The 20,235-nt window shown below is 59.9% G+C and carries 12 protein-coding genes; 7 read left to right on the plus strand and 5 right to left on the minus strand.

Translation table 11 applies throughout. From position 1 onward, the window contains the following. Positions 1–86 precede the first annotated feature (86 nt). The gene (locus HMPREF2874_RS06575; protein WP_070649563.1) at positions 87–998 is read right to left on the minus strand and encodes a hypothetical protein; all 912 of its coding nucleotides are present in this window, start codon (positions 996–998) and stop codon (positions 87–89) included. A 427-nt stretch (positions 999–1,425) separates the two neighbouring features. Between HMPREF2874_RS06575 and HMPREF2874_RS06580 the strand changes: the two genes are divergently transcribed. From HMPREF2874_RS06580 to HMPREF2874_RS06600, 5 genes are all read left to right on the plus strand, one after another. Next, positions 1,426–3,117, plus strand: coding sequence for a type I restriction-modification system subunit M (locus tag HMPREF2874_RS06580; protein WP_070649565.1), 1,692 nt, complete (start codon positions 1,426–1,428; stop codon positions 3,115–3,117). Continuing rightward, the gene (locus HMPREF2874_RS06585; protein WP_083309859.1) at positions 3,110–4,255 is read left to right on the plus strand and encodes a restriction endonuclease subunit S; all 1,146 of its coding nucleotides are present in this window, start codon (positions 3,110–3,112) and stop codon (positions 4,253–4,255) included. Before HMPREF2874_RS06580 ends, HMPREF2874_RS06585 begins: the two co-directional genes overlap by 8 nt. A 115-nt stretch (positions 4,256–4,370) precedes the next feature. Continuing rightward, on the plus strand, positions 4,371–7,229 hold the full coding sequence (locus tag HMPREF2874_RS09395; protein ID WP_070649569.1) for a hypothetical protein: 2,859 nt from the start codon (positions 4,371–4,373) through the stop codon (positions 7,227–7,229). A gap of 260 nt (positions 7,230–7,489) precedes the next feature. Then, on the plus strand, positions 7,490–10,762 hold the full coding sequence (locus HMPREF2874_RS06595; protein ID WP_070649571.1) for a type I restriction endonuclease subunit R: 3,273 nt from the start codon (positions 7,490–7,492) through the stop codon (positions 10,760–10,762). Positions 10,763–10,998: 236 nt separating this feature from the next. Then, on the plus strand, positions 10,999–12,045 hold the full coding sequence (locus HMPREF2874_RS06600; RefSeq protein ID WP_070649572.1) for a glycosyltransferase: 1,047 nt from the start codon (positions 10,999–11,001) through the stop codon (positions 12,043–12,045). A 209-nt stretch (positions 12,046–12,254) separates the two neighbouring features. Here the strand turns inward: HMPREF2874_RS06600 and HMPREF2874_RS06605 are convergent, their stop codons facing one another. Further along, positions 12,255–13,160, minus strand: a complete 906-nt coding sequence (locus tag HMPREF2874_RS06605; RefSeq protein ID WP_070649573.1) for a PIN-like domain-containing protein — start codon at positions 13,158–13,160, stop codon at positions 12,255–12,257. Positions 13,161–13,647: 487 nt separating this feature from the next. Between HMPREF2874_RS06605 and HMPREF2874_RS06610 the strand changes: the two genes are divergently transcribed. Then, positions 13,648–14,262, plus strand: a complete 615-nt coding sequence (locus HMPREF2874_RS06610) for an ANTAR domain-containing response regulator (RefSeq protein WP_049334095.1) — start codon at positions 13,648–13,650, stop codon at positions 14,260–14,262. Between the two features lie 297 nt (positions 14,263–14,559). Here the strand turns inward: HMPREF2874_RS06610 and HMPREF2874_RS06615 are convergent, their stop codons facing one another. From HMPREF2874_RS06615 to HMPREF2874_RS06625, 3 genes are all read right to left on the minus strand, one after another. Then, the gene (locus HMPREF2874_RS06615; RefSeq protein ID WP_049334096.1) at positions 14,560–14,808 is read right to left on the minus strand and encodes a hypothetical protein; all 249 of its coding nucleotides are present in this window, start codon (positions 14,806–14,808) and stop codon (positions 14,560–14,562) included. Positions 14,809–14,845: 37 nt separating this feature from the next. Next, a complete protein-coding gene (locus HMPREF2874_RS06620) occupies positions 14,846–15,352 on the minus strand; it encodes a PaaI family thioesterase (protein ID WP_049346240.1) in 507 nt (168 codons plus the stop codon). Between the two features lie 130 nt (positions 15,353–15,482). Next, a complete protein-coding gene (locus HMPREF2874_RS06625) occupies positions 15,483–16,760 on the minus strand; it encodes a dicarboxylate/amino acid:cation symporter (RefSeq protein ID WP_070649575.1) in 1,278 nt (425 codons plus the stop codon). Between the two features lie 365 nt (positions 16,761–17,125). Here HMPREF2874_RS06625 and polA point away from each other — a divergent pair, with 365 nt between their 5' ends. Beyond that, the gene (polA, locus tag HMPREF2874_RS06630) at positions 17,126–20,134 is read left to right on the plus strand and encodes a DNA polymerase I (protein ID WP_070649577.1); all 3,009 of its coding nucleotides are present in this window, start codon (positions 17,126–17,128) and stop codon (positions 20,132–20,134) included. Positions 20,135–20,235: the final 101 nt, after the last annotated feature.

The raw sequence follows: 20,235 nt of genomic DNA on the forward strand, positions 1-20,235 counted from the left end.
GTGGCTTTTCGAAACACATGTGGCTTCTCAGCGAGAGGGGTGTGGATAAGTTGAGTGAATACGGCCCGGCATCTATTGACCGGATGCTACTTGTTGAACTGCGAAACAACCAGCTCAGCAAGTGCGGGCTGGCATGCTACCAGGCTCACAATAGCCAGGAAGAAGCTCATGCTTGCCTCCTGAATAGAGGGGCGAATGAGATTGCCGCGGTAGAGCGCGCTCAGGGCCTTAGCCGAGTACTTGAAGCACTGGAACAAAGCCGCAGCCATGAAGACGACAGTAAGCAGGTTGAGCGCAATCAGGGTGAAACCTGCGGCACCATACGGCGCAGTCACTGCATTGATGAAACGCATAATCAGACCACCCTGAGGGTGAGACTCGAAGTGTCCGCTGACGGTGGTGTAGATGGTTGCCATGTTGTACTTACCTGCCCCGAGGAGAGCGAGCCAGGTGCCGCCAACAATCGCCAACAGGGATGCAGGGTAGAGCACATTCAGGATGGAATGTGCGGAGGAGCTAACACTCTTGGTGCTAAGCAGCTTTACCTGCCAACCGACGAGTGCGAGACAAGTAGCCCAGCAGGCCGCGAGGGTCCAGCTGATAGTGGGCCAGCTGATGATGAATGCACCCATGATAAGAAGGCCACCAACAACACCAATTGCGATGTTGGCAAAGGTGTCTTCATCGCTTTCCTGTGCATCCTTGGAGGATGCATGGTTGTGCGTGTGCTGGCTGTTGTCGATGGTGGTGCGGTTGCCGTCGCCGCTAATGGCTGCGGAGCCGTTACCTACCTGCTGGTGGGTGTTGTGCACGCGGTTGCCATTGCCGTTGATGGTGCCGACGCTGAGCTTCTGCGTGGTACCCCCGGTGCTGGTGCCCGCCTCAGCCTTCTTGGCTTCGGCGCGGGCTGCCCGGGTCTTGAACCAGGCCGTCAAGAGCCCCGCGATTGCGGTGAACAGGGGGATGAGGATCGGTGCGTACTTGTTGATAAACTCCATGAGTTTTTCTCCTATCTGGAGGGGCTACCCCGGCCCGTTTGGGCCTGCACCGGGGCAGGTGGTGCGGTGTCGTGCAGTGACCTTATGCCTCCACGATAGGGTTAGGGTTTAGGGTTGCTGAGATTTTTTGGTTTACCCTGGGGTAAGCGAAAATTTGTCGGACTGGGTGCGGGAGGGAGGGAATATATTCTTTGAATTCCTGCGGGCGGACGCTTACTAGCTGCCTCCAGAAGCCACATGTGTTTCGAAAAGCCACTAAACATGTTGCTTTTCGAAACACATGTGGCTTCTTGGCGGAAAGAGAAAGGGAAGGGGCAGATGACCAGCCCGGTCACCTCGCCTTCGGCCAGCAGGGATAATAGAAACAGTTAGACACTCAGATTGAGGACATTCGGGGGTTGCCCCGGTGGCATTGAAAGGTACGAATATGGCGAAAAAGCCCGCGTCTAAGGGGGCGGAAACCCCGACTACTCCGGCTGAGTTGGCGGAGATGCTGTGGAAGTCTGCGGATATTCTGCGCGGTTCTATGGAGTCTGGCGGCTACCGTGACTTCATGCTGGGCCTCATCTTTCTGAAGTACATTGGTGACACTTTTGAGGCGGCGCGTGAGAAAGTGAAGCGCAAGCTGGTTGAGGATGAGCACCTGGAGGGTGAGATTCTGGCTGAGGAGATGGAGGTTCCTTACCGTTACCACTCTGAGCATGCGTTCTATGTGCCGGTTGATGCTCGCTGGTCTGACCTGGTGCGTCAGGCGAAGGGTGACCGTGTGGGTGAGCTGGTTGATGACGCTATGGATAGGATCATGGAGGAGAACCCGCAGTTGCGCGGTGCCTTGGAGCCTATGTATGCGAGCGAGAAGGTGGAGCAGCGTACCCTGGCGCAGGTGATTGATCTGCTGTCGAACGCGAATTTTGCGGCGGTGCGTGACGGCGAACATTCTTCGTCGAAGGACGTTCTGGGCTTCGTGTACGAGTACTTCTTGGGTAAGTTTGCTCGTGCGCAGGGCCAGAAGGGTGGCGAGTTCTACACGCCGACGACTGTGGTGAATACTCTGGTGGGTATGATTCAGCCGATGAGTGGCCGTGTGTATGATCCGTGCTGTGGTTCGGGTGGCATGTTTGTGCAGTCGAATAATTTTGTGCATCGTGCCGGTGGTGTGTTTGACGGCCGCCGTGAGGGTGAGCAGCGTGTTTTGGCGTATGGTCAGGAGCGTAATCAGGCGACGTGGCGTTTGGCGCGCCTGAATTTGGCGATTCACGGTATTGATGGTTCGGTGGGTGACCGTTGGGGTGATACGTTTGCGGAGGATTCGCACCCTGATGAGTTTTTTGAATATGTGTTGACGAATCCGCCGTTCAACATTAAGGAATGGCATCGGGATGAAAATGACCCGCGTTGGAAGTTTGGTACTCCGCCGAAGAATAACGCTAATTTTGCGTGGTTGCAGCATGTGTGGTCGAAGCTGAATGCGAGGGGTTCGGCTGCTGTGGTGATGGCGAATGGTTCGTTGACTGCCGATACGGGTGGTCAGGGTGGTATTCGTCGTGCCATGGTGGAGGGCGATGCTGTGGCTGCTGTGTTGGTGTTGCCGCCGAATATGTTTACGACGACGAGCTCCCCGGCGTGTGTGTGGTTGCTGTCGAAGGATAAGTTTGCCGGTGTGAATGGTTCGGTGGACCGTTCGGGTCAGATTTTGTTTATGGATGCCCGTTCGATGGGTCATATGGTGTCTCGTACTGAGCGTGTGTTCTCTGAGGAGGATATCGCGAAGATTGCGAATACGTGGTGTGCGTGGCGCGGTATGCCGTCGATGTATCATACGGACGGTTCGCTGGTAAAGGCTGGCGAGGAGCCGACTACTGGCGTGTATGAGGATGAGGCGGGTTTCTGCTTCTCGGCGTCGCTTGCGGATGTGCGGGCTCAGGATTTTGTGTTGACTCCGGGCCGTTACGTGGGTAGTGCTGTGTCTGAGGGTGAGAGCGCTCAGGAGCTGGATGCGCGTATCGCCGGTCTGCGTGAGCAGCTGCTGCAGCAATTTGCCGAGTCGGAGCGCCTGAGCGCGGTGGTGCGTGAGCAGCTGGCCTCGCTGGACCTTGAGGGTGGTGAAGACGATGAATAAACATATTATTGGTGACCTTTTTGAATACGTCATTGGTGGTGGCTGGGGTTCTGAAACACCTGATGGAGATCAAAATACTCCAAATTACGTCATCCGCAGTGCTGATTTTCCCTCAATTGAGAGGGGAAGCTTTGCCGGTGTTCCTTTACGATTCGATACGCTAAATTTTGTCAATAAAAGGTCGTTGCAGGATGGAGACATACTGCTTGAAATATCTGGTGGTACTAAAAATAGGCCTACTGGAAGGACCATTTATATTTCGGAGAATCTACTGAGCTCGGTGGAACATGCTGTCATACCGGCAAGTTTTTGCCGTTTGCTTCGGTTCAAAAAAGAAGTAGTTTTCCCTAAATATATGTATTACCTTCTGCAGTCTTGGTGGACTTCTGGAGGATCCTGGGAATTTCAGAATCAGTCAACTGGAATTGCTAATTTTCAGTTCAAAATTTTTGCTGAAAAATTTGAAGTTTCCCTTCCTTCACTGAAGGAGCAGGAGCGGATTGCTGGGATTCTGGGCTCGCTCGACGACAAAATCGAAGCAAACACCCGCCTCATCCAGACCATCAAAGAGTATATGGCCGCTCTCTATAAGGTAGAGGCTAAAAACGGGAAGGTTCTAGAACTCACCGATATTGCTGATTTTGTGAATGGTAGAGCATTCACGAAAGATGCAACTGGTACGGGTCGAGTAGTTATTCGTATTGCTGAACTTAATAATGGTATCGGCGGGTCCACCGTCTATAACGATATTGAAGTTAAAGAAGAAAATACTGCCTATCCCGGTGACGTATTGATGTCCTGGTCTGGTAGCTTGGAAACTTATGTTTGGCATCTTCCTGAGGCAATTATTAATCAGCACATCTTTAAGGTGATACCCAAGGATAACTATCCTAAATGGCTGGTTTACCATGCCTGCAAATCTGTAATTGAAGATTTCCAAGCTATTGCTGTTGATAAAGCTACAACCATGGGACATATCCGCCGTGGCGACCTCAAAAGGGATATTTCTATCCCCGCACGAGAGATGCCGCAGATGGAGAATCTCTGGAACCTCTGGATGAACCTAGAACAAGAGAACCTTCAGCTCGCCACGACCCGCGACGCTCTCATTAAGCGCCTCATCGGCTATAGACGCTAGGGGAGCACCGCATCCGCCCTGCCCGGCCGGTCCACACCCACCGGGCAGGGCACCCCACCCCCGTTACCTCACAATCACCTAATTCACGCCCCGCCTCAGCAAAGGAGCTAGCACTATGGCACCCGCCAACCACCCCGTCTACCAGCCCAACGACGCCACCTACGAGGCCCTCGCTGAACTCGTCGCACCCTACAGCCTCTCGCGCATCCAGCTCGCCGAAGCCATCAGCATCGCCACCAAACCCACCGTCAACACCTGGGTCAAACAGTGCTGCCCCAACCTCCCGCAAAGCGCCCCCGTACCCCTCGAACCCATCCTGCGCTACCTACACGAAACGCACCTGCCCAACCCCAAAAAATGGCCCGGCAACCACCCCTACGACCAGTACATCCTCGAAAACATCACCGCACGCATGCTCGCCCGCGCCGTCGCCACCACCTTCAGCGGAGCCAACTACCGCAAACTCGTCACCCTCACCGCAACCCTCATACTCCTCGCCCGCTACTGGGACGGACCCAACGAAACCTTCCTCACCCTACTCGACCCCCAACCCAGCCACGAAACCGAAGAACACCTACAGCAGGCCATTGAGAAGACCTCCAACGTCATGCGAGACATCCTCAACGACCTGCTCCTCCCCACCCTGCACGCCGCCCGCGGAACCTACCCCACCCACCAGACACGCCTCCTCACCAGCTACGCGTTCGCCGCCGGATACTACTCCAGCAACCACCCCCACGAAACCCTCAACAGCATCCACACCTCACTCGCCGCGGCAGACCGCACCAACGCCCTACCTGACGCCGAACTCACCCGCTACGTCGCAGACTTCCTCAACGCCGGATCCTACGCCACCCACCACGATGCCGCCCTTGGATGGACCCACCCCGGCCAACGCAACCTCATCCTGCACGGAAGCTACGGCAGCTACGAAACCGCCGCACAGCTCATCGCCCACCTGCCCAACGCCCACCACGCCATCGCCTTCAGCGCCCCCGAAGGCACCGCCAGCGCCCTGGCGCCAGAACACCGCGACGCATTCACCCTCTACCTCTGCTACCTGCTCCTCGACGACGAAGACTCCACCGAAAAGCAAGCCGCCGACCTCTACCGCGCCGAACACTGGGCCGCACAGCAGACCCCCACCACCCACCGCACCGCACACGCCGGAACCCCCAAAACCGCCACCTCCGAACCCGAAGCCACCCTGCCGGACGCCCCCGCCAACCATCTGCTCATCCTGCTCCTCGACACCCCCGCCGGTGGTTCCGACGATCTCGCCGCACAGCAAAACGACGCCTGGGACGCCATCGAAAACCTCGCCATGACCGTTGACGAAAACATCAGCCTCACCGGCACCATCAGCTACCCCCTACGCCCCGGCGAACACCTCGCCGTGCTCGCTCCCCTAGACCTACTTGCGGGCTTTGGCCGCCATCTTAAAGTTGCTCAGCGCAACAACAGCCAACACGACAACTTCCTCGAAAGCTCCGAGATACAAGCCCGCAACCACGGCATGCGCCTGCGCGCCATCATCGACCTCGGTCCCGAACACCTCAAAGTCAACACCAAAACCCGCCTCGGCCTAGGCCTCCTACACGTATTCAACACCGGTGAAAAGCCCCAAGGATCCGTCTACCTCGGCTCCCTCGACGACGTGCCGCTCTACCAGCAGACCGAACACACCGGAACACCCGAACTCACCACCGCAGCCTCACAGATCCAAGAAACCGCCCGCGGCTACCTCACCCGCGGCGAAATCACCCCCGAAGACATCAGCAGCGGCGTCATCGTAGCTTCCAACGCACTCAAAAACGCCTCCTTCGACGAACTGTTCACAAACCCCGCCTCCACCAACACCCCCGTAGAAAGCCTGAGCCTACTCACTAGCCTCACCCGAAAACTACCCGCACTGCTCGAAACCCTACCCGAAACCCTCAATGTAGACGTGCCGCACCTGCGCACCCCCGAAGACCGGCAGTCCATCCCGAGCGGCGAAGAACACGACATCACCATCGCCCACCTCATAAGCACCGAAAAAGTGCTCACCAAAATCACCGGCCGTCAGATACACGACGCACACTACGGTGACCTAGAAGGCAACCTGCAGCGCATCCGCGTTCTCGACACCCACACCCTCGGCTACTACTCCCGCTACGGAGTGCTACCCGCCGAAGGCCATTACCTGCGCTCCTTCAACCTGAGCGACACCATCCACATCACCCAAGCCAACGACATCGTGGTCTGCCCATCCTACGATCAGACCAACGGAGGCCCCGCCGTCTACCTCAGCGAACACGGAGGAGAAGTCATCGATAAAGGTCTAACTGTGTTGCGCTTCAGCCGCTACACACCCGGCGAATCCAGCGCCCACACGGCCCGCGAATACGGCCAACGTGCGCGCCTGCTCGCCAACCTGCTACGTGCACTCCTGAACGGCCTGGCTGAAGGAACCGCGTTCGGCATCAGTACCCACATGGCCCCCGAAAAACGCAAAACCGCCGCCAACCTCAAAGGCTGGGAAAAGAAGCCGCTACCCTACATCGACGCGCTCGCCGGCCGCACCAACGACCTCGAATGGTTCAGCGAACCCATCGAAGAACCCAGCGGTACCGTCAACACAGCCACCACAGAAGCGCCCAAAACCCAAGGAGAAAACAGGGGAGAGGACACCACCCACCCCATCGCACGCTACCTGGCCAACCAGCTCAACGCCTTCGACACAGCCGAAGCCGCCCTCGCCGAAGCCCTACACCAGGTACGAGCCGTCCGCAACCGCTACGAACGCGACCTCATGGACAACCGACTCGACATCCGCTCCACCCAGCACGTTGCGGTCACCCGAAAGAACCTAGAAGCAGAAGAACTAGCCCGGATCCTGCGAGCAGTAAAGGCCGAAGCACTGGGACTAGCCGTCACCGGGGAACCCGAGATTGAAACCCCGCTCGGCTACCCGATGGAACTACCCGACTAACCCATCCCCGCTCACCCACCCCAACAAGGCCGCCCCGGGGTATCGAAACCAGACCACCCAAACCACGAAGTTTCGCTTACCCCGGGGTAAAGTACCCCGCACACACCACACCCAAAAAATCAGGCATTCTAGAAACATCACCGCCGAGCACCCCACCGCAACACCGCGGATCGCTAACTCACCACGCGAAAAAGCCCGGCGCCCCAAGCACCATAGGATGCCGCGCGCAGAGAGCATCCACAGACCGAAAGGAACAAACAATGGCCGAAAAGGATTGGGAACTGACCGTCCTCTCCCAGCTCAACGACCTCGGCTGGGAACTGACCAACGGCACCGGCATTCAGCCCGGCACCAGCTACACCGAGTGTGAACGCGTAACCCGCAAGCCTGACTCGATTCTGCCCATCTACAGCACCTTCCGCCACTGCCGCGAATCCAACGAATCTCTACTCATTCCCGGCGAGATTAAGGACGCTCTGCGCCGCCTCAACCCCGACGCCACCGAAGACCAGCTGCAGAAGGCTTATACCACCCTGACCCGTCATCGCAGCGGCAACCTCGTACAGAACAACAAGGATGTGCTCGACCAGCTGCGCGCCGGCATCCCCGTCGAGACGAAGGCTCCCGACGGTACCCTACGCACCCGCAACCTGCAGATCATCTCCGAAAACACCGACCAGAACACCTACCTGGCCGCGCAGCAGGTGACCGTCATCTTTAACGGCCGCACCTACCGCCTGGACGTAGTCATGTACTGTAACGGTCTACCCGTAGGCATTATCGAGCTCAAGGACCAGGGCAAGAAGCTCAGCGAAGCCTACAACCAGATGGTCACCTACCAGCGCGAAATCCCGCAGGCCTTCACCTACAACATCGTCACCATCATGGGCCAGCCCGAAGAAGCACGCTACGGCACCATCGGCACCCCGCTCTCACACACCGCACAGTGGAACTACGACGCCGAGGGTGCAGAGACCCCCAACGGCACCTACGACGACGAACACGGCCGCTTCAGCACCCAGCTTAGCCGCATCGTACAGGCCTTCGGAACCCCCGACATCCTGCTCGATATGATGCGACGCTTCACCCTCTTCGTGAGTGCCGGCACCGACAACAACCAGCCCCATGCCAAGATTCTGGCCAAGGCCCACCAGTTTTACGCCGTACGTGAAGCGCTCGACCGCACCGTGAAGACCCACACCGGCAGGGGACAGGTAGGCGTCGTCTGGCACACCCAGGGCTCCGGCAAGTCCTACTCCATGCTCTTCTTCGCCCGCGCCGCCATGCGCGAGAAGGCACTGCACAACCCCACCATCGTCGTGGTCACCGACCGCACCGACCTGGACAGCCAGCTCTACACCACCTTCAGGAGCGCCGAAAGCGTGCTCCCCGAGAAGCCTATCCAGTTCGAATCGCGCCGTGAACTCAAGAACCGCCTCAACGACATTCAGGCCGGTGGCATCTTCTTCACGACCCTGCAGAAGTTCGGCATGGAAGACCCCGACGAGAAGTTCCCGGAGCTCTCCGACCGCTCCAACATTATCGTCATGGTCGATGAGGCACACCGCTCCCACTTTGAGACCCTCGAAGGCTACGCACACAACCTCAACATTGCGTTGCCCCACGCCAAGTACATTGCGTTCACTGGAACTCCCATCGACAAGGAAAACCGGAGCACCCGAGCCATCTTTGGTGACTACATCCACACCTACAGCTTCGACCGCGCCGTTGAAGAGGGGGCAACGGTGCCGCTGCTCTACCAGCTGCGCCACGTCAAGATGAGCAAGTCTGAAGAAGCTGAAGTGGCCGGCAAGTCCTTTGACGAACTCTACGACTTGCTCGAAGCAGAAATCGCCGCACAGACCACGCTCGAACAGACCACGGTCATGAAGATGCTGGTTTCCGATGAGCGTCTGAGTGAAGTCGCCAAGAACATCGTGGAGCACTGGGAAGAACGCCGCGAGTACATGCGTGACGAAATGAACTGCCGGACCGGTAAGGCGATGGTCGTCACCTCCTGCCGTGAGCACGCCGTGCGACTCTACCACAAGATCGCAGAACTGCGCCCCGATTGGGCCCCCGAAGGCGGCGCGCAGGACATCAAGACTGGCCGCATGCAGGTACTGATCTCAGGCACCACCGGCGACCCTGAAGAACTCGCCCCTTTCCGCCGCAACAGGGCAGCATCCAGCGAGGTGGAGCGCCGCATCAAGGACCCTAAGAATCCGCTGGAAATCATTATCGTGGCCGACCGCCTGCTCACCGGCTTCGACGCGCCCGTACTGCACACCATGTACATGGACCGCATGCAGAAGGAACACAACCTGATGCAGACCATCGCCCGCATCAACCGCACCTACAAGAACAAGCAGTCCGGCCTGATTGTTAGCTTCATGCCCATGCACACCAACCTGCACAAGGCTCTGAGTCAGTATGCAACCGGCCGAGGAGAGGTCAACTTCGACCCGACCACTCGCGCACTGAAGCTCCTGGAAGCTCTTCAAAATATCTACGCTCAGCTCACCGAATACCTGGGTACCGACTGGTATGCCGTGGCTGAAGCCCACGCCAACGGCGTTGACCACCCGCAGGAATACACCCATGCGTTGATTCGACTGCAGAATAAGGTCCTCGGCTACGAGCAGGAGGCAGAACGCTCAGCACAGGACGGAGGACCTCAGGTTTCTAAGAACCTGGGTGCTGTGATTGACCTGTACCGTCAGCTCGTCCCCGTCCGGGAGACGCCCGACATCGCTAAGGTGCTGACCCCGGCCATGCTTGCGCGACTCGAATTCCTGCGCGAAGTGCACAAGGGGGTGAAGAACCGCCGCCTGACGGACCGCGCCTACGGTCACGTTGCAAACCCTGAAGAGATTAAGCGTCAGATGGCGCGGCTCTTCAACGAATCCGTGGAAAGCAACGGAACCAGCATCATCGCAGTGGATGACGAAGGTGAGACCATTATCGACCTGCGCATGCTGACTGATGATGCCATCGAGCGTCTTTCTGATCTGGAAGTTGCTTCCCTAGTGGCCCAGAACGTGGCTGATGTGGTGACCATGCAGATTCAGAGCTCTCTGAAGGGGCAGCAAGTGCGCGTCGTGTATTTCATGAAGCGTCTTGAGGAGCTACTGAAGCGCTATAACTCCCTGAAGCAGAAGAGTACTCAGGACCTGAAAGATCTGCTGCAGGCTATCCGCGCACTGACGTTTGAGGCGGAGCATGATGGGGAACGTGGCTCCCGCCTGGGCCTGTCTGCGCAGGAAGTGCGGGTCTTCGACGAGCTGTGCGCCGTTGAGGTTCTGAGCCAGAATCTGGAGGAAGATGAGCTGGTAATGTTGGCTCACCAGCTGAAGGACTCTGTCATTGGAGCTGCATCTCTGGATACGGCGGATAACACCGGCAAGGCTACGTTGAAGGTGCAGATCCGAAGTAAGCTCCTCAAGTTCCGTCCGCAGCTGGGGTACTCTGCTGAAGAGTTTGAGAGTCTAGTGGGGGAGGTATTTGCCCACCTGGAGGATCTGAGCCTCTAACCCTCCTCCTCCCTCTTACGCCGAGAAGCCACATGTGTTTCGAGAAGCCACCAAAGACGTGGCTTTTCGAAACACATGTGGCTTCTCGCGGTTAATGCGGTTAATGACGACGGGCAGCACACGATGCGGGGCTCTGGGATATTCTGAAATTAGAAGACGCGCAGGCCACCCAAACGGCCCGACGCATCGCACACCATACAACCCAATTCACCCCGAACCTCAGCGAAGGAGCCACCATGGCAGCCACCCTCCCCGGAACTCTTCCCGGCCCCAACTACAAGCCCACCTACCGTTCCAACGGCGCCTGCGACGACCTCGCCGCACTCGTCGCCCCCTACAGCCTTTCGCGCGCCCAGCTCGCTGAGGCTACCGGCATTGCCGACGAGGCGACCGTGAACGGCTGGGTTGCGCAGTGCTGCCCCGACCTCGCCGCGGACGCGCCCGCACCCCTCGAACCCGTGCTGCGATACCTGGACGAAACCTACCTGCCCGACCCCTCCAACTGGCCCGGCACCAACCCCTACGATGAGTTCATCCTCGAGAACATTGCCGCGCGCATGCTGGCCCGCGTTGTTGCTGACACCTTCGGCGCAGACCGTTCGGGTAGTTACCGCGAGCTCCTCGCACTCATTGCGACCCTCGTGCTGATTGCCCGCTACTGGGAGGGCCCCGAAGAAACCTTCCTGACCCTGCTCAATGCCGAGCCCACCGCGGAGGCAGGCGAATACCTGCAGGGGGCTATCGAGGCTGCACCCGAGTCCCTGCACCCGCTCCTGACCGAGCTTCTGCTGCCTGCCCTGCGTGAGGCGCGCGGCACCTTCACCGCCGACGAGGCACGCCTGCTGACCGGCTACGCGCTTGCCGCCGGATACTATGCGGGCGAGCACCCCTACGAGACTCTGAACGGCATCCACGTTGCGTTCGCCGCGGGTGACCGTACCCTGCCCGATGCCGACCTGATTCGCCGCGTTGAGGACGTCCTCAAGACTAACTTTTCCGCCGCCCGAGCAGCCGCCGGCACTGCTGACGAGAACCCGGAGCCGCACAACTTCGTCCTGCCCGGCAACCAGGACGGCTACGAAACCGCCGCGCACCTGATTGCCGCCCTGCCCCAGGCGCACAACGTTATCGTCTTCAGCACCCAGCCTGGCGAAGGAAGCGATGCGCTCGCTGAGGACGCCCGCGCCGCCTTCACCCTGTACCTGTGCTACCTGATGCTCGGCGACGACGAGTCTTCGGAGGAGCGCGCCGCGGAGCTCTACCGAGCCAATCGCGGGGAGTAGAGCTAGGTTTTCGCGTCCTTAGATATTCAGATATTCCGGCCCAGCAGATACCCTGCCTGGTGCCCCTGCCAGCCACCTGCCGCGGCCGCTAACGCCTAACGTTCTAGCCGGCAGACGCTAAGAAGCCACATGTGTTTGGAACACATGTGGCTTCTTTTGATTATCTGTGGTGGGTGTGGCGTGGTTTGATTATTCTCAATGCCGCGGCTTTACACGGCGACGGGTTCTTCGGCGCGTACTGCACGGTAGGTGGCATCGCTGACCGTCACACCGTACTGGTGCGAAGCGAGCTTGAGGATTTCCTCCACCGTGTAAATACGGAACACGCCGCCGTCGGTGGTCTGCGCGTACTCGCGCAGTAGCTGGCGGTTGGCGAGCTGACGAATCGGTTTACCGCTGGCAGCCGCGGCGCGAACCTCCGCGCTATTGCGCAGCCACAGGTCGCGCACCCCGGCGGTAACGAAAACGCAGTCGGTACCCTTCACTCGGGTTGAAGCCTCGGCGAGGCACTGGGTCCACAGCGCAAAATCGGCGTCAAAATTGGCGCTGGGCAGAAGCGGGTGGCCCTGCTCCGCGGCCTCTGCAAGCTGCTGATTGTAGCGTTCCGGGCTGGGGGCCGCACCCACGTGCCCGGTGAAGAGGCGGTTCAGTCGCGGCAGAATCGTGTCATCTTCGCGGCGGGCCACGTTGATGGAACCGGTGTCGGTGGTGGGCTCGAGAATCCTCATAATCTGGGCGATGGAGTGGTCCAGCTGGTGGGTGACGGAACGCAGGGCACTCCAGGGTGATCCCTTCTCTTCGGGGAGAGTCTCTTTGAAAGACGCGAGGGCGGAGCGAACACGGTCGGCGGCGGCCGGTACGGGGGAGGCGCCGTCTAGGGCCGCCCAGAATTCCTTGAGTGCTTGGTGAGGGAGGAATGTGTGGCCGCGCAGCTGCGAGAAAGCACGGATGATTTCGTCGCTGGTGCGAGTGGGGTACTGGTAGAGACTGGCCAGTGCGGTGGAGTCAAAGATGACGAGGATTCCGGGGTGAATCGATGATAGAGTGGCGCGATCGAGTTCCTTGTACTCAACGAAGTCGGAGTACAGGGTTCGCGTTTGTCGGGTGATTGACATGTGTCCCCTCCGGGTATGCGGGTATGGTCGGTCAAATGCGAGTGCCGGAGAAGTCGAGGAGAATAATCCATTCCAGTTTATCGACCTCCGGGTGCAGGTGAGGGACTTTCTGGACAAATATTTGGTTTATTACTTGCGTACCTGTCGCAGACGGGTGTTATCGCAGGTCAGGGCCTTCTGGGGAAGACTGCGAACACCTGTGAGATGGGCCGCGTGGGGTGCATTTGAGCAGGTGTGCAGGCCTGTCGCTGTCGCAGGTTTCGGCCTCGCTCTTCTGGCCATCGGAGGAAATATCACAGACCGTCCCATGAGGGTCTATTGGAAGTATAAAACAAAATATGCAATTCAGTGCAAAATGTGGATGTTGTGTTACATCTCTACAGGTCACGCCCACAGGACACACGGCAGAACCCGGGTGGTAGTAGATGAACTTTTGTCTACTCCTGTAGACTTGAGGTGATTGAAATTTAATAAAGGAGATAGAGTAATGTCAGAGCTGACCACTCAGAACCAGGCGGAGGAGCAGGCTCCGGCTCGCACCGTTGTCGTGGCAGAAGACGAGGCACTGATTCGCCTCGATATTGTCGAAATTCTGAAGGACCAGGGTTTCGATGTTGTCGCCGAGACCGATAACGGTAAGACCGCCGTCGAGCTCGCACAGAAGCACCGCCCCGACCTGGTTCTTATGGACGTCAAGATGCCGATTATGGACGGCATCACCGCTGCGGAGGAGATCGCGAAGGAACAGATCGCCCCCGTGGTCCTGCTGACTGCCTTCAGCCAGAAGGAACTCGTGGACCGCGCCGTGGACGCGGGCGCTATGGCATACGTCGTCAAGCCCTTCACCCCCAACGACCTGATCCCGGCCATCGAGGTGGCCATGAGCCGCTACGAGCAGATTCGTGCGCTCGAGAAGGAAGTGGGCACCATCCGCGACCAGTTCGAGACCCGCAAGCTGGTGGACCGCGCCAAGTCCCTACTCATCACCAAGATGAACCTGACCGAGCCGGAAGCATTCCGCTGGATTCAGAAGACCTCCATGGACCGTCGACTGTCCATGCGCGAGGTGTCTGACACCATCATCAAGCAGCTCTCCGCTTAGCGGTTCTCATCTCGCAACTCATCGCAGAGCGATTCGGCGTACGACTTTCGCGATGTGCGAGATAACCAGGCACGAATACGTGTCAGCACCCCTTTGACCGTGCTTTTGAAGACTTCTCAACCGACGAGAAACCAGCTCGAAAGTGCACGCACGACAGGCTAAAGAGATAGGCAAACATTCGGATTTGCCGACACACACGCAAAGCATTAACAAGCGCCCCGCCCCTCACGAAGAAGCTGAGGGACGGGGCGCTTGCGTTGCCTATGACGGATTGCGCTTATGAGTCGCGGCGGGCGATTAGCGCAGGTAACGGTTGAGCTCGTCGTCGGAATCCTGCGGGCCGTTGAGCGGACGCGCGGTGGGCGAACCTGCCCAGAGCATGCCAATGGTGCCCAGCATGACGCCGAGCCACCAGAAGGATCCCGGGTTGTTAATCGCGGTCACCAGGCACACCAGCATCACGCCGATGGCGATGGGCAGAATAATGCGCTTGGCGCGCACAATCTTGGGGTAGCGCTTGAAATAGGGGGTGCGCTCGCGGGCCATGGTCGTCCTTTCGTCGGGGTCTTCCCTCTACCTTAGCTTAGGCCTTGGGGCGGGGAATGAGCATGTTCGTGATGCGCGCGGTGCAGGTGGTGCGGCCGCGCTCATCCACAATGTCGATGGTGTGGATGCACAGCGTACGTCCCAGCTTGACGGCGGTGCAGGTCGCGGTGACCACACCGGATACCGCCGGACGCACGTGGGTTGCGTTGATGTCAACACCCACGGCCACGAGGTCTTCGCCTCCGTGCACGCCGGATGCGAGCGAACCGAGGGTCTCGGCGAGCACCACATTCGCGCCGCCGTGCAGCAGGCCGATGGGCTGGGTGTTGCCGGCAACCGGCATGGTTGCGACGGCGCGCTCGGCGGTCAGCTCCTTGAACTTGATGCCCATGGCGGGGATAAGCTCGCCCATGCCGCGGGGGAAATAGGAGTGCAGGTGCTCGGGAACGCCGGTCTCAATCAGCTGTGCTTTGATCTGTTCGGGGGTGAGTGTGGTGGGTGCCGCCGCCCGGACGGGTGCGTGCTGCGTGTTGTTTTCAGTCATGGTCTCCAGTGTACCCCTCGAGATTTGGTGCTTCAGGCGGGCGGGTTTTCGTGAGCGCCCGCGGGCACGCGTCGGCCCCGCCTTCCGAACGGGGAGGCGGGGCCGAAAACGTTATGCAAGTGGGGGATGACTAGGCGGAGATGGCCTCTGCCTTCTCGATGTCCTCGTCGCGGATTTCCTTGTCGGGATCAACGCCGCTTGCCTTGGAGATGCGCTCGGTCAGGGCCGCGATGGTCGCGTCACCGGTCACGTTGGTTGCGGTGCCGAAGGAGTCCTGAGCCAGGTACAGGGCAATCATGAGGGCAATCATGGCGTCATTGAACCCGAGCATGGACTGCAGCAGGCCGATTGCGGTCATCACGCCACCGCCGGGAACTCCGGGGGCTGCCACCATCATTACGCCGAGCACCAGAATCATGGGAATCAGGCTGGTGAAGTCGGGGTGCTGGCCGGTCATGAACAGCACTGCCACCGAGCAGGAGGTAATGGTGATCATGGAGCCGGAGAGGTGAATGGTCGCGCACAGCGGAATTGCGAAGTCTACCACGCGGGGGGAAATGCCGGCATTCTTTGCCGAACGCACGGTCACCGGGATGGTTGCCGCCGAGGACTGGGTGCCAATCGCGGTGAAGTATGCGGGCATCATGGTCTTGAGCATCTTGAAGGGGTTACGGCCCGATACGGTGCCCGCCACCGAGTACTGCAGCGTCAGGGTCACCCAGTGCAGAATAATCACCATGATGAACACCAAGCCGAAGACCGAGAGGATCTTGGCCACCTGGCCGGCGAGGGTCATATTCGCGAACACGCCCACGATGTGCACGGGCAGCAGGGGGATGATCACGTAGCTGAGCAGCTTCTCAACGATGACCTGGAAGTCCTCGAAGAGGTTCAGCATCGTGCGGGTCTTCAGGGCGGTGATGCCCAGACCCAGGATGAAGGAGAGAATCAACGCGCTGAGCACACCCATAATCGGGGTCAGCTCGAAGGAAATGTAACCCTTGGAGAGCGCGTTCTCGGGGTTGTCAAAGGAGGCGAGCTGCTGGCCCTGCAGGATGATGGGGTAGAGCAGTAGGGCGCAGATGAGGGCCAGGAAACCGGCCAGCACGCTAGAGATGTACGCCAGCGCCACGGTGATGCCGAGCATCTTGCCCGCACCCTGAGCGAGGGAACCGATGCCGGGCACGATGAAGCCGATAATAATCAGCGGGATGGAGAAGCTCAGGAACGCGCTGAACACGGTAGAGAAGGAGACGAAGAGCTGCACCACCAGATCGGTGGGGATGGCCGCGCCGGTGGCATCGTTAATGCCGCTAATCATTCCGGGGGTGAAGAGACCGATGAGCACGCCCGCGGCAATTGCAATCACAATCCACGCGAGAAGGGGGAATTTTTTGAGTACCTTCATGGGTTCCTAAATGAGGGTTTGTTGTGTTTAGCGCGGGCGCCCCGCACGGGCCTGTGAATCCTGCCGGTGAATTCTGGGTAGAGCTCTGCCTATGAATACACGGGGTGTGGGGGTTTCCTACGCTGGAGGCGATAATTAAGGTTATATATTATCCGGAAACTGTATTATTACCCACCTCATATAGTGGCTTGGGGCACAATATTTGTGAGAAAAATTGACCAAACGCGCTTCACGGGCATTTATATATGAGGTAAAACTCTTTCCCCGCACCCCGCTATTCCGCTATATGGCACGGTGCCGGCACCTCGTGCAGCGGAGGTGACCCGCGCCGAAACCCGCGGGACCGGAATCGATACACTAGAGGGGTGACTACTGCGAATAACACCCTTCTGCTCATTGACGGACACTCCCTGGCCCTACGCTCCTTCTTCGGCATCTACACCATGGCGGAGAAGACCGGCCAGCACATCTTCGTGCGCAGCGACGGCCAGCACACCGAGGCCGTGCATGCCTTCCTTTCCACGCTGCTGAACATCATCAAAGACAACCAGCCCAGCCACATCGCCGTTGCCTTCGACCTGCCCGGCGGCACCTTCCGCACCGCCGAATACGGCGAATACAAGGGTGGGCGCAACGCTATCCCCGAAGCATTTGACGGTCAGATCGACCTCATCAAGAAGATGCTCGGCGCGCTGAACATTCCCGCGCTCACCTACGAAAACTACGAGGCTGACGACATCGTCGCGACCCTGACCCGCCGCGGCACCGAAGCCGGCTACAAGGTCCTCATCCTCTCGGGCGACCGCGATATCTTCCAGCTCGTCACCGACGAGGTGACCCTGCTCTACCCGGTCACCACCGGCCCCTCCAAGGGTATTCAGCGCATGGACCCCGCCGCCATTGAAAAGAAGACCAAGGTGCCCCCGCACATGTACCCCGACCTGGCCGCCCTCACCGGCGAGCAGGCCGACAACCTGCCCGGCGTGCCCGGCGTGGGCCCCGGCTTCGCCGCCAAGTGGCTCGGCGAGTACGGATCCCTGCAGGGCGTGCTCGACAACCGCGACAAGATTGGTGGTAAGAAGGGCGAGGCGCTACGCGAAAACGTGGATAACGTGGTGCGCAACCGCCGCCTCAACCAGCTCGTCAACGACCTCGACCTGGACGTCACCCTCGAAGACACCGCCTTCACCCCCGACCTGGACGCTCTGAACGCCTTCTTCGACGAGGTGGAGTTCCGCACCATCCGCAAGCGCGCCGCCGACACCCTCGGCCCCATCGTGCGCGCCGCCGGATCCGCAGGCGCTACCAGCTCCGCCGCAGAAGCGGGGGAGGAGGGCCCCGCCAAGAAGGCCCCCGCCGGCCCGGTCTACGCACCCATCCCCGTCGAGGCGCCGCAGGAGGCCACGGATGCGGCCGCCTTCCGCGCCTTCTGCGCCGCCGCGGCCGAAGAGAACTACGGCGAAACCCCCGAAGGCGAGCCCATTCCCGTGCCCGAACGCCTCGAAGGTGCCGTGACCCTCTACCCGGTCACGAACCTGCCCGTGGCGCGCCCCGCCGTGGGCGACGAACCCGCCGTCAAGGTCACCAAGACGAAGATTCGCGCCGCTGAGGAGAACCCCGAACTGCTCGGCGTGCTCCTGACCAGCAAGGGAGCCAGCCTGTGGGTCGACACCCGCAGCATCGACCCGGAGCTTGATACCGCCCTCGCCGCGTGGCTCTCCGACCCCGCCGCCCGCAAAATTGTTATGGACCTGAAGATCCAGCGCAAGCTTCTTCGCTCCTACGGCTACGAGCTGGCCGGCGCCGTCGAAGACCCCGCCCTGTCCTCGTACATGTGCGGCTTCATCCCCACCGCAACCCGCAAGCTCTTTTCCGAACGCATGGAAGACCTCGCCGAACGCTACCTCTGGATCCCCAAGGAACCCTACGCACAGCTGGTCTTCCAGCCCGAGACGCGCGAAGAACCCTCCCTGTTCAGCCTGCCCGGCGAAACCGAACCGGTCGAGAACCTGCGCTACTTCACGCAGATTAGCCGCATCATCCACGAGCTTGCGCGCCTGCTGCACTACGAAATGGAAGAGCACGGCCAGCTGAAGGTCTACGAAGATATCGAGCTGCCGCTACTGTACGTGCTCGCAGACATGGAGCAGGCCGGTATCGCCGTCTCCGATGCGCTCCTGACCGAGCTACACGAAACCTTCTCGGCACGCGCCAACCAGGCGCAGGAATCCGCCCGAGCCATCATCGGCGGGGAGGTCGCCACCGAGGACGGCGAGGAGCCGCTGAACCTCGCCTCCGTCAAGCAGCTGCAGACCGTGCTCTTCGAGACCCTCGGCCTGCCTCACACCCGCAAGATTAAGTCCGGCTACTCGACTGACGCCGAATCCGTCACCGAGTTGCTCTCCAAGATCTCGCCCGAATCCGACGGCGCAGCCTTCCTTGGTGCGCTCATCGCCTACCGCGACAACATCAAGCTCGCCCAGACCGTCGAGGGCCTGCAGAAGGCCGCCACCGAGGACGGACGCGTGCACACCACCTTCCAGCAGGGTGCCGCATCCACCGGCCGACTCTCCTCGACCGCGCCGAACCTGCAGAACATCCCGATTCGCACCGAGGAGGGCCGTCGCATCCGCGGTGCCTTCATCGTGGCTCCCGAGCCCATCGACGGCGTGGAGTACGAGGGCCTGCTCACCGCCGACTACTCGCAGATTGAAATGCGCATCATGGTGCATCTGGCCGCCGACGAGAAGCTCATCGCCGCTTACGAGGCGGGGGAGGACCTGCACCGCTATGTCGGTTCCGAGGTCTTCGGTGTTGCCCCCGAGGACGTCACCCCCGAGCAGCGCTCCAAGGTCAAGGCCATGTCCTACGGTCTGGCGTACGGCCTGTCCCGCTTCGGCCTCGCCAAGCAGCTGAACATCAGCTCCGACGAGGCGGGCGAACTGCGCACCAACTACTTCAAGCGCTTCGGACGCGTGGGTCGCTTCCTGCGCGGCGTGCTCAAGCAGGCGCACCAGGACGGCTACACCGAAACCATTTTCGGCCGCCGCCGCGTGCTGCCCGACCTGGACTCGCCGAACCGTACCCGTCGTGAAGCCGCCGAGCGCGCCGCCCTCAATGCCCCGATTCAGGGCACCGCCGCGGACATCATCAAGATCGCCATGATCAACATTCACCGCCGTCTACGCGAGGAGGGTCTGAAGACCCGCATGCTGCTGCAGATTCACGACGAAATCATTCTCGAGGTTGCCGCCGGCGAGCGTGAAGCCGCCGAACGTGTGCTCGTCGAGGAGATGAGCGGTGCCGCCAGCCTGCGCGTTCCGCTGGATGTGCAGGTCGGCTGGGGCAAGTCCTGGCAGGAGGCGGGCCACTAGGCACGTTTCCTTCTCGCGGCTTTCGCTTGGAAGGCGGTGCTCAGCCTGAGTGCCGCTTGGAAAGGTGGTTATCGTCCTCGTTCCTACAGGGAACCCGCCCT

The sequence above is a fragment of the Rothia sp. HMSC068F09 genome (assembly GCF_001812775.1).
Taxonomy (GTDB): domain Bacteria; phylum Actinomycetota; class Actinomycetes; order Actinomycetales; family Micrococcaceae; genus Rothia; species Rothia mucilaginosa_A.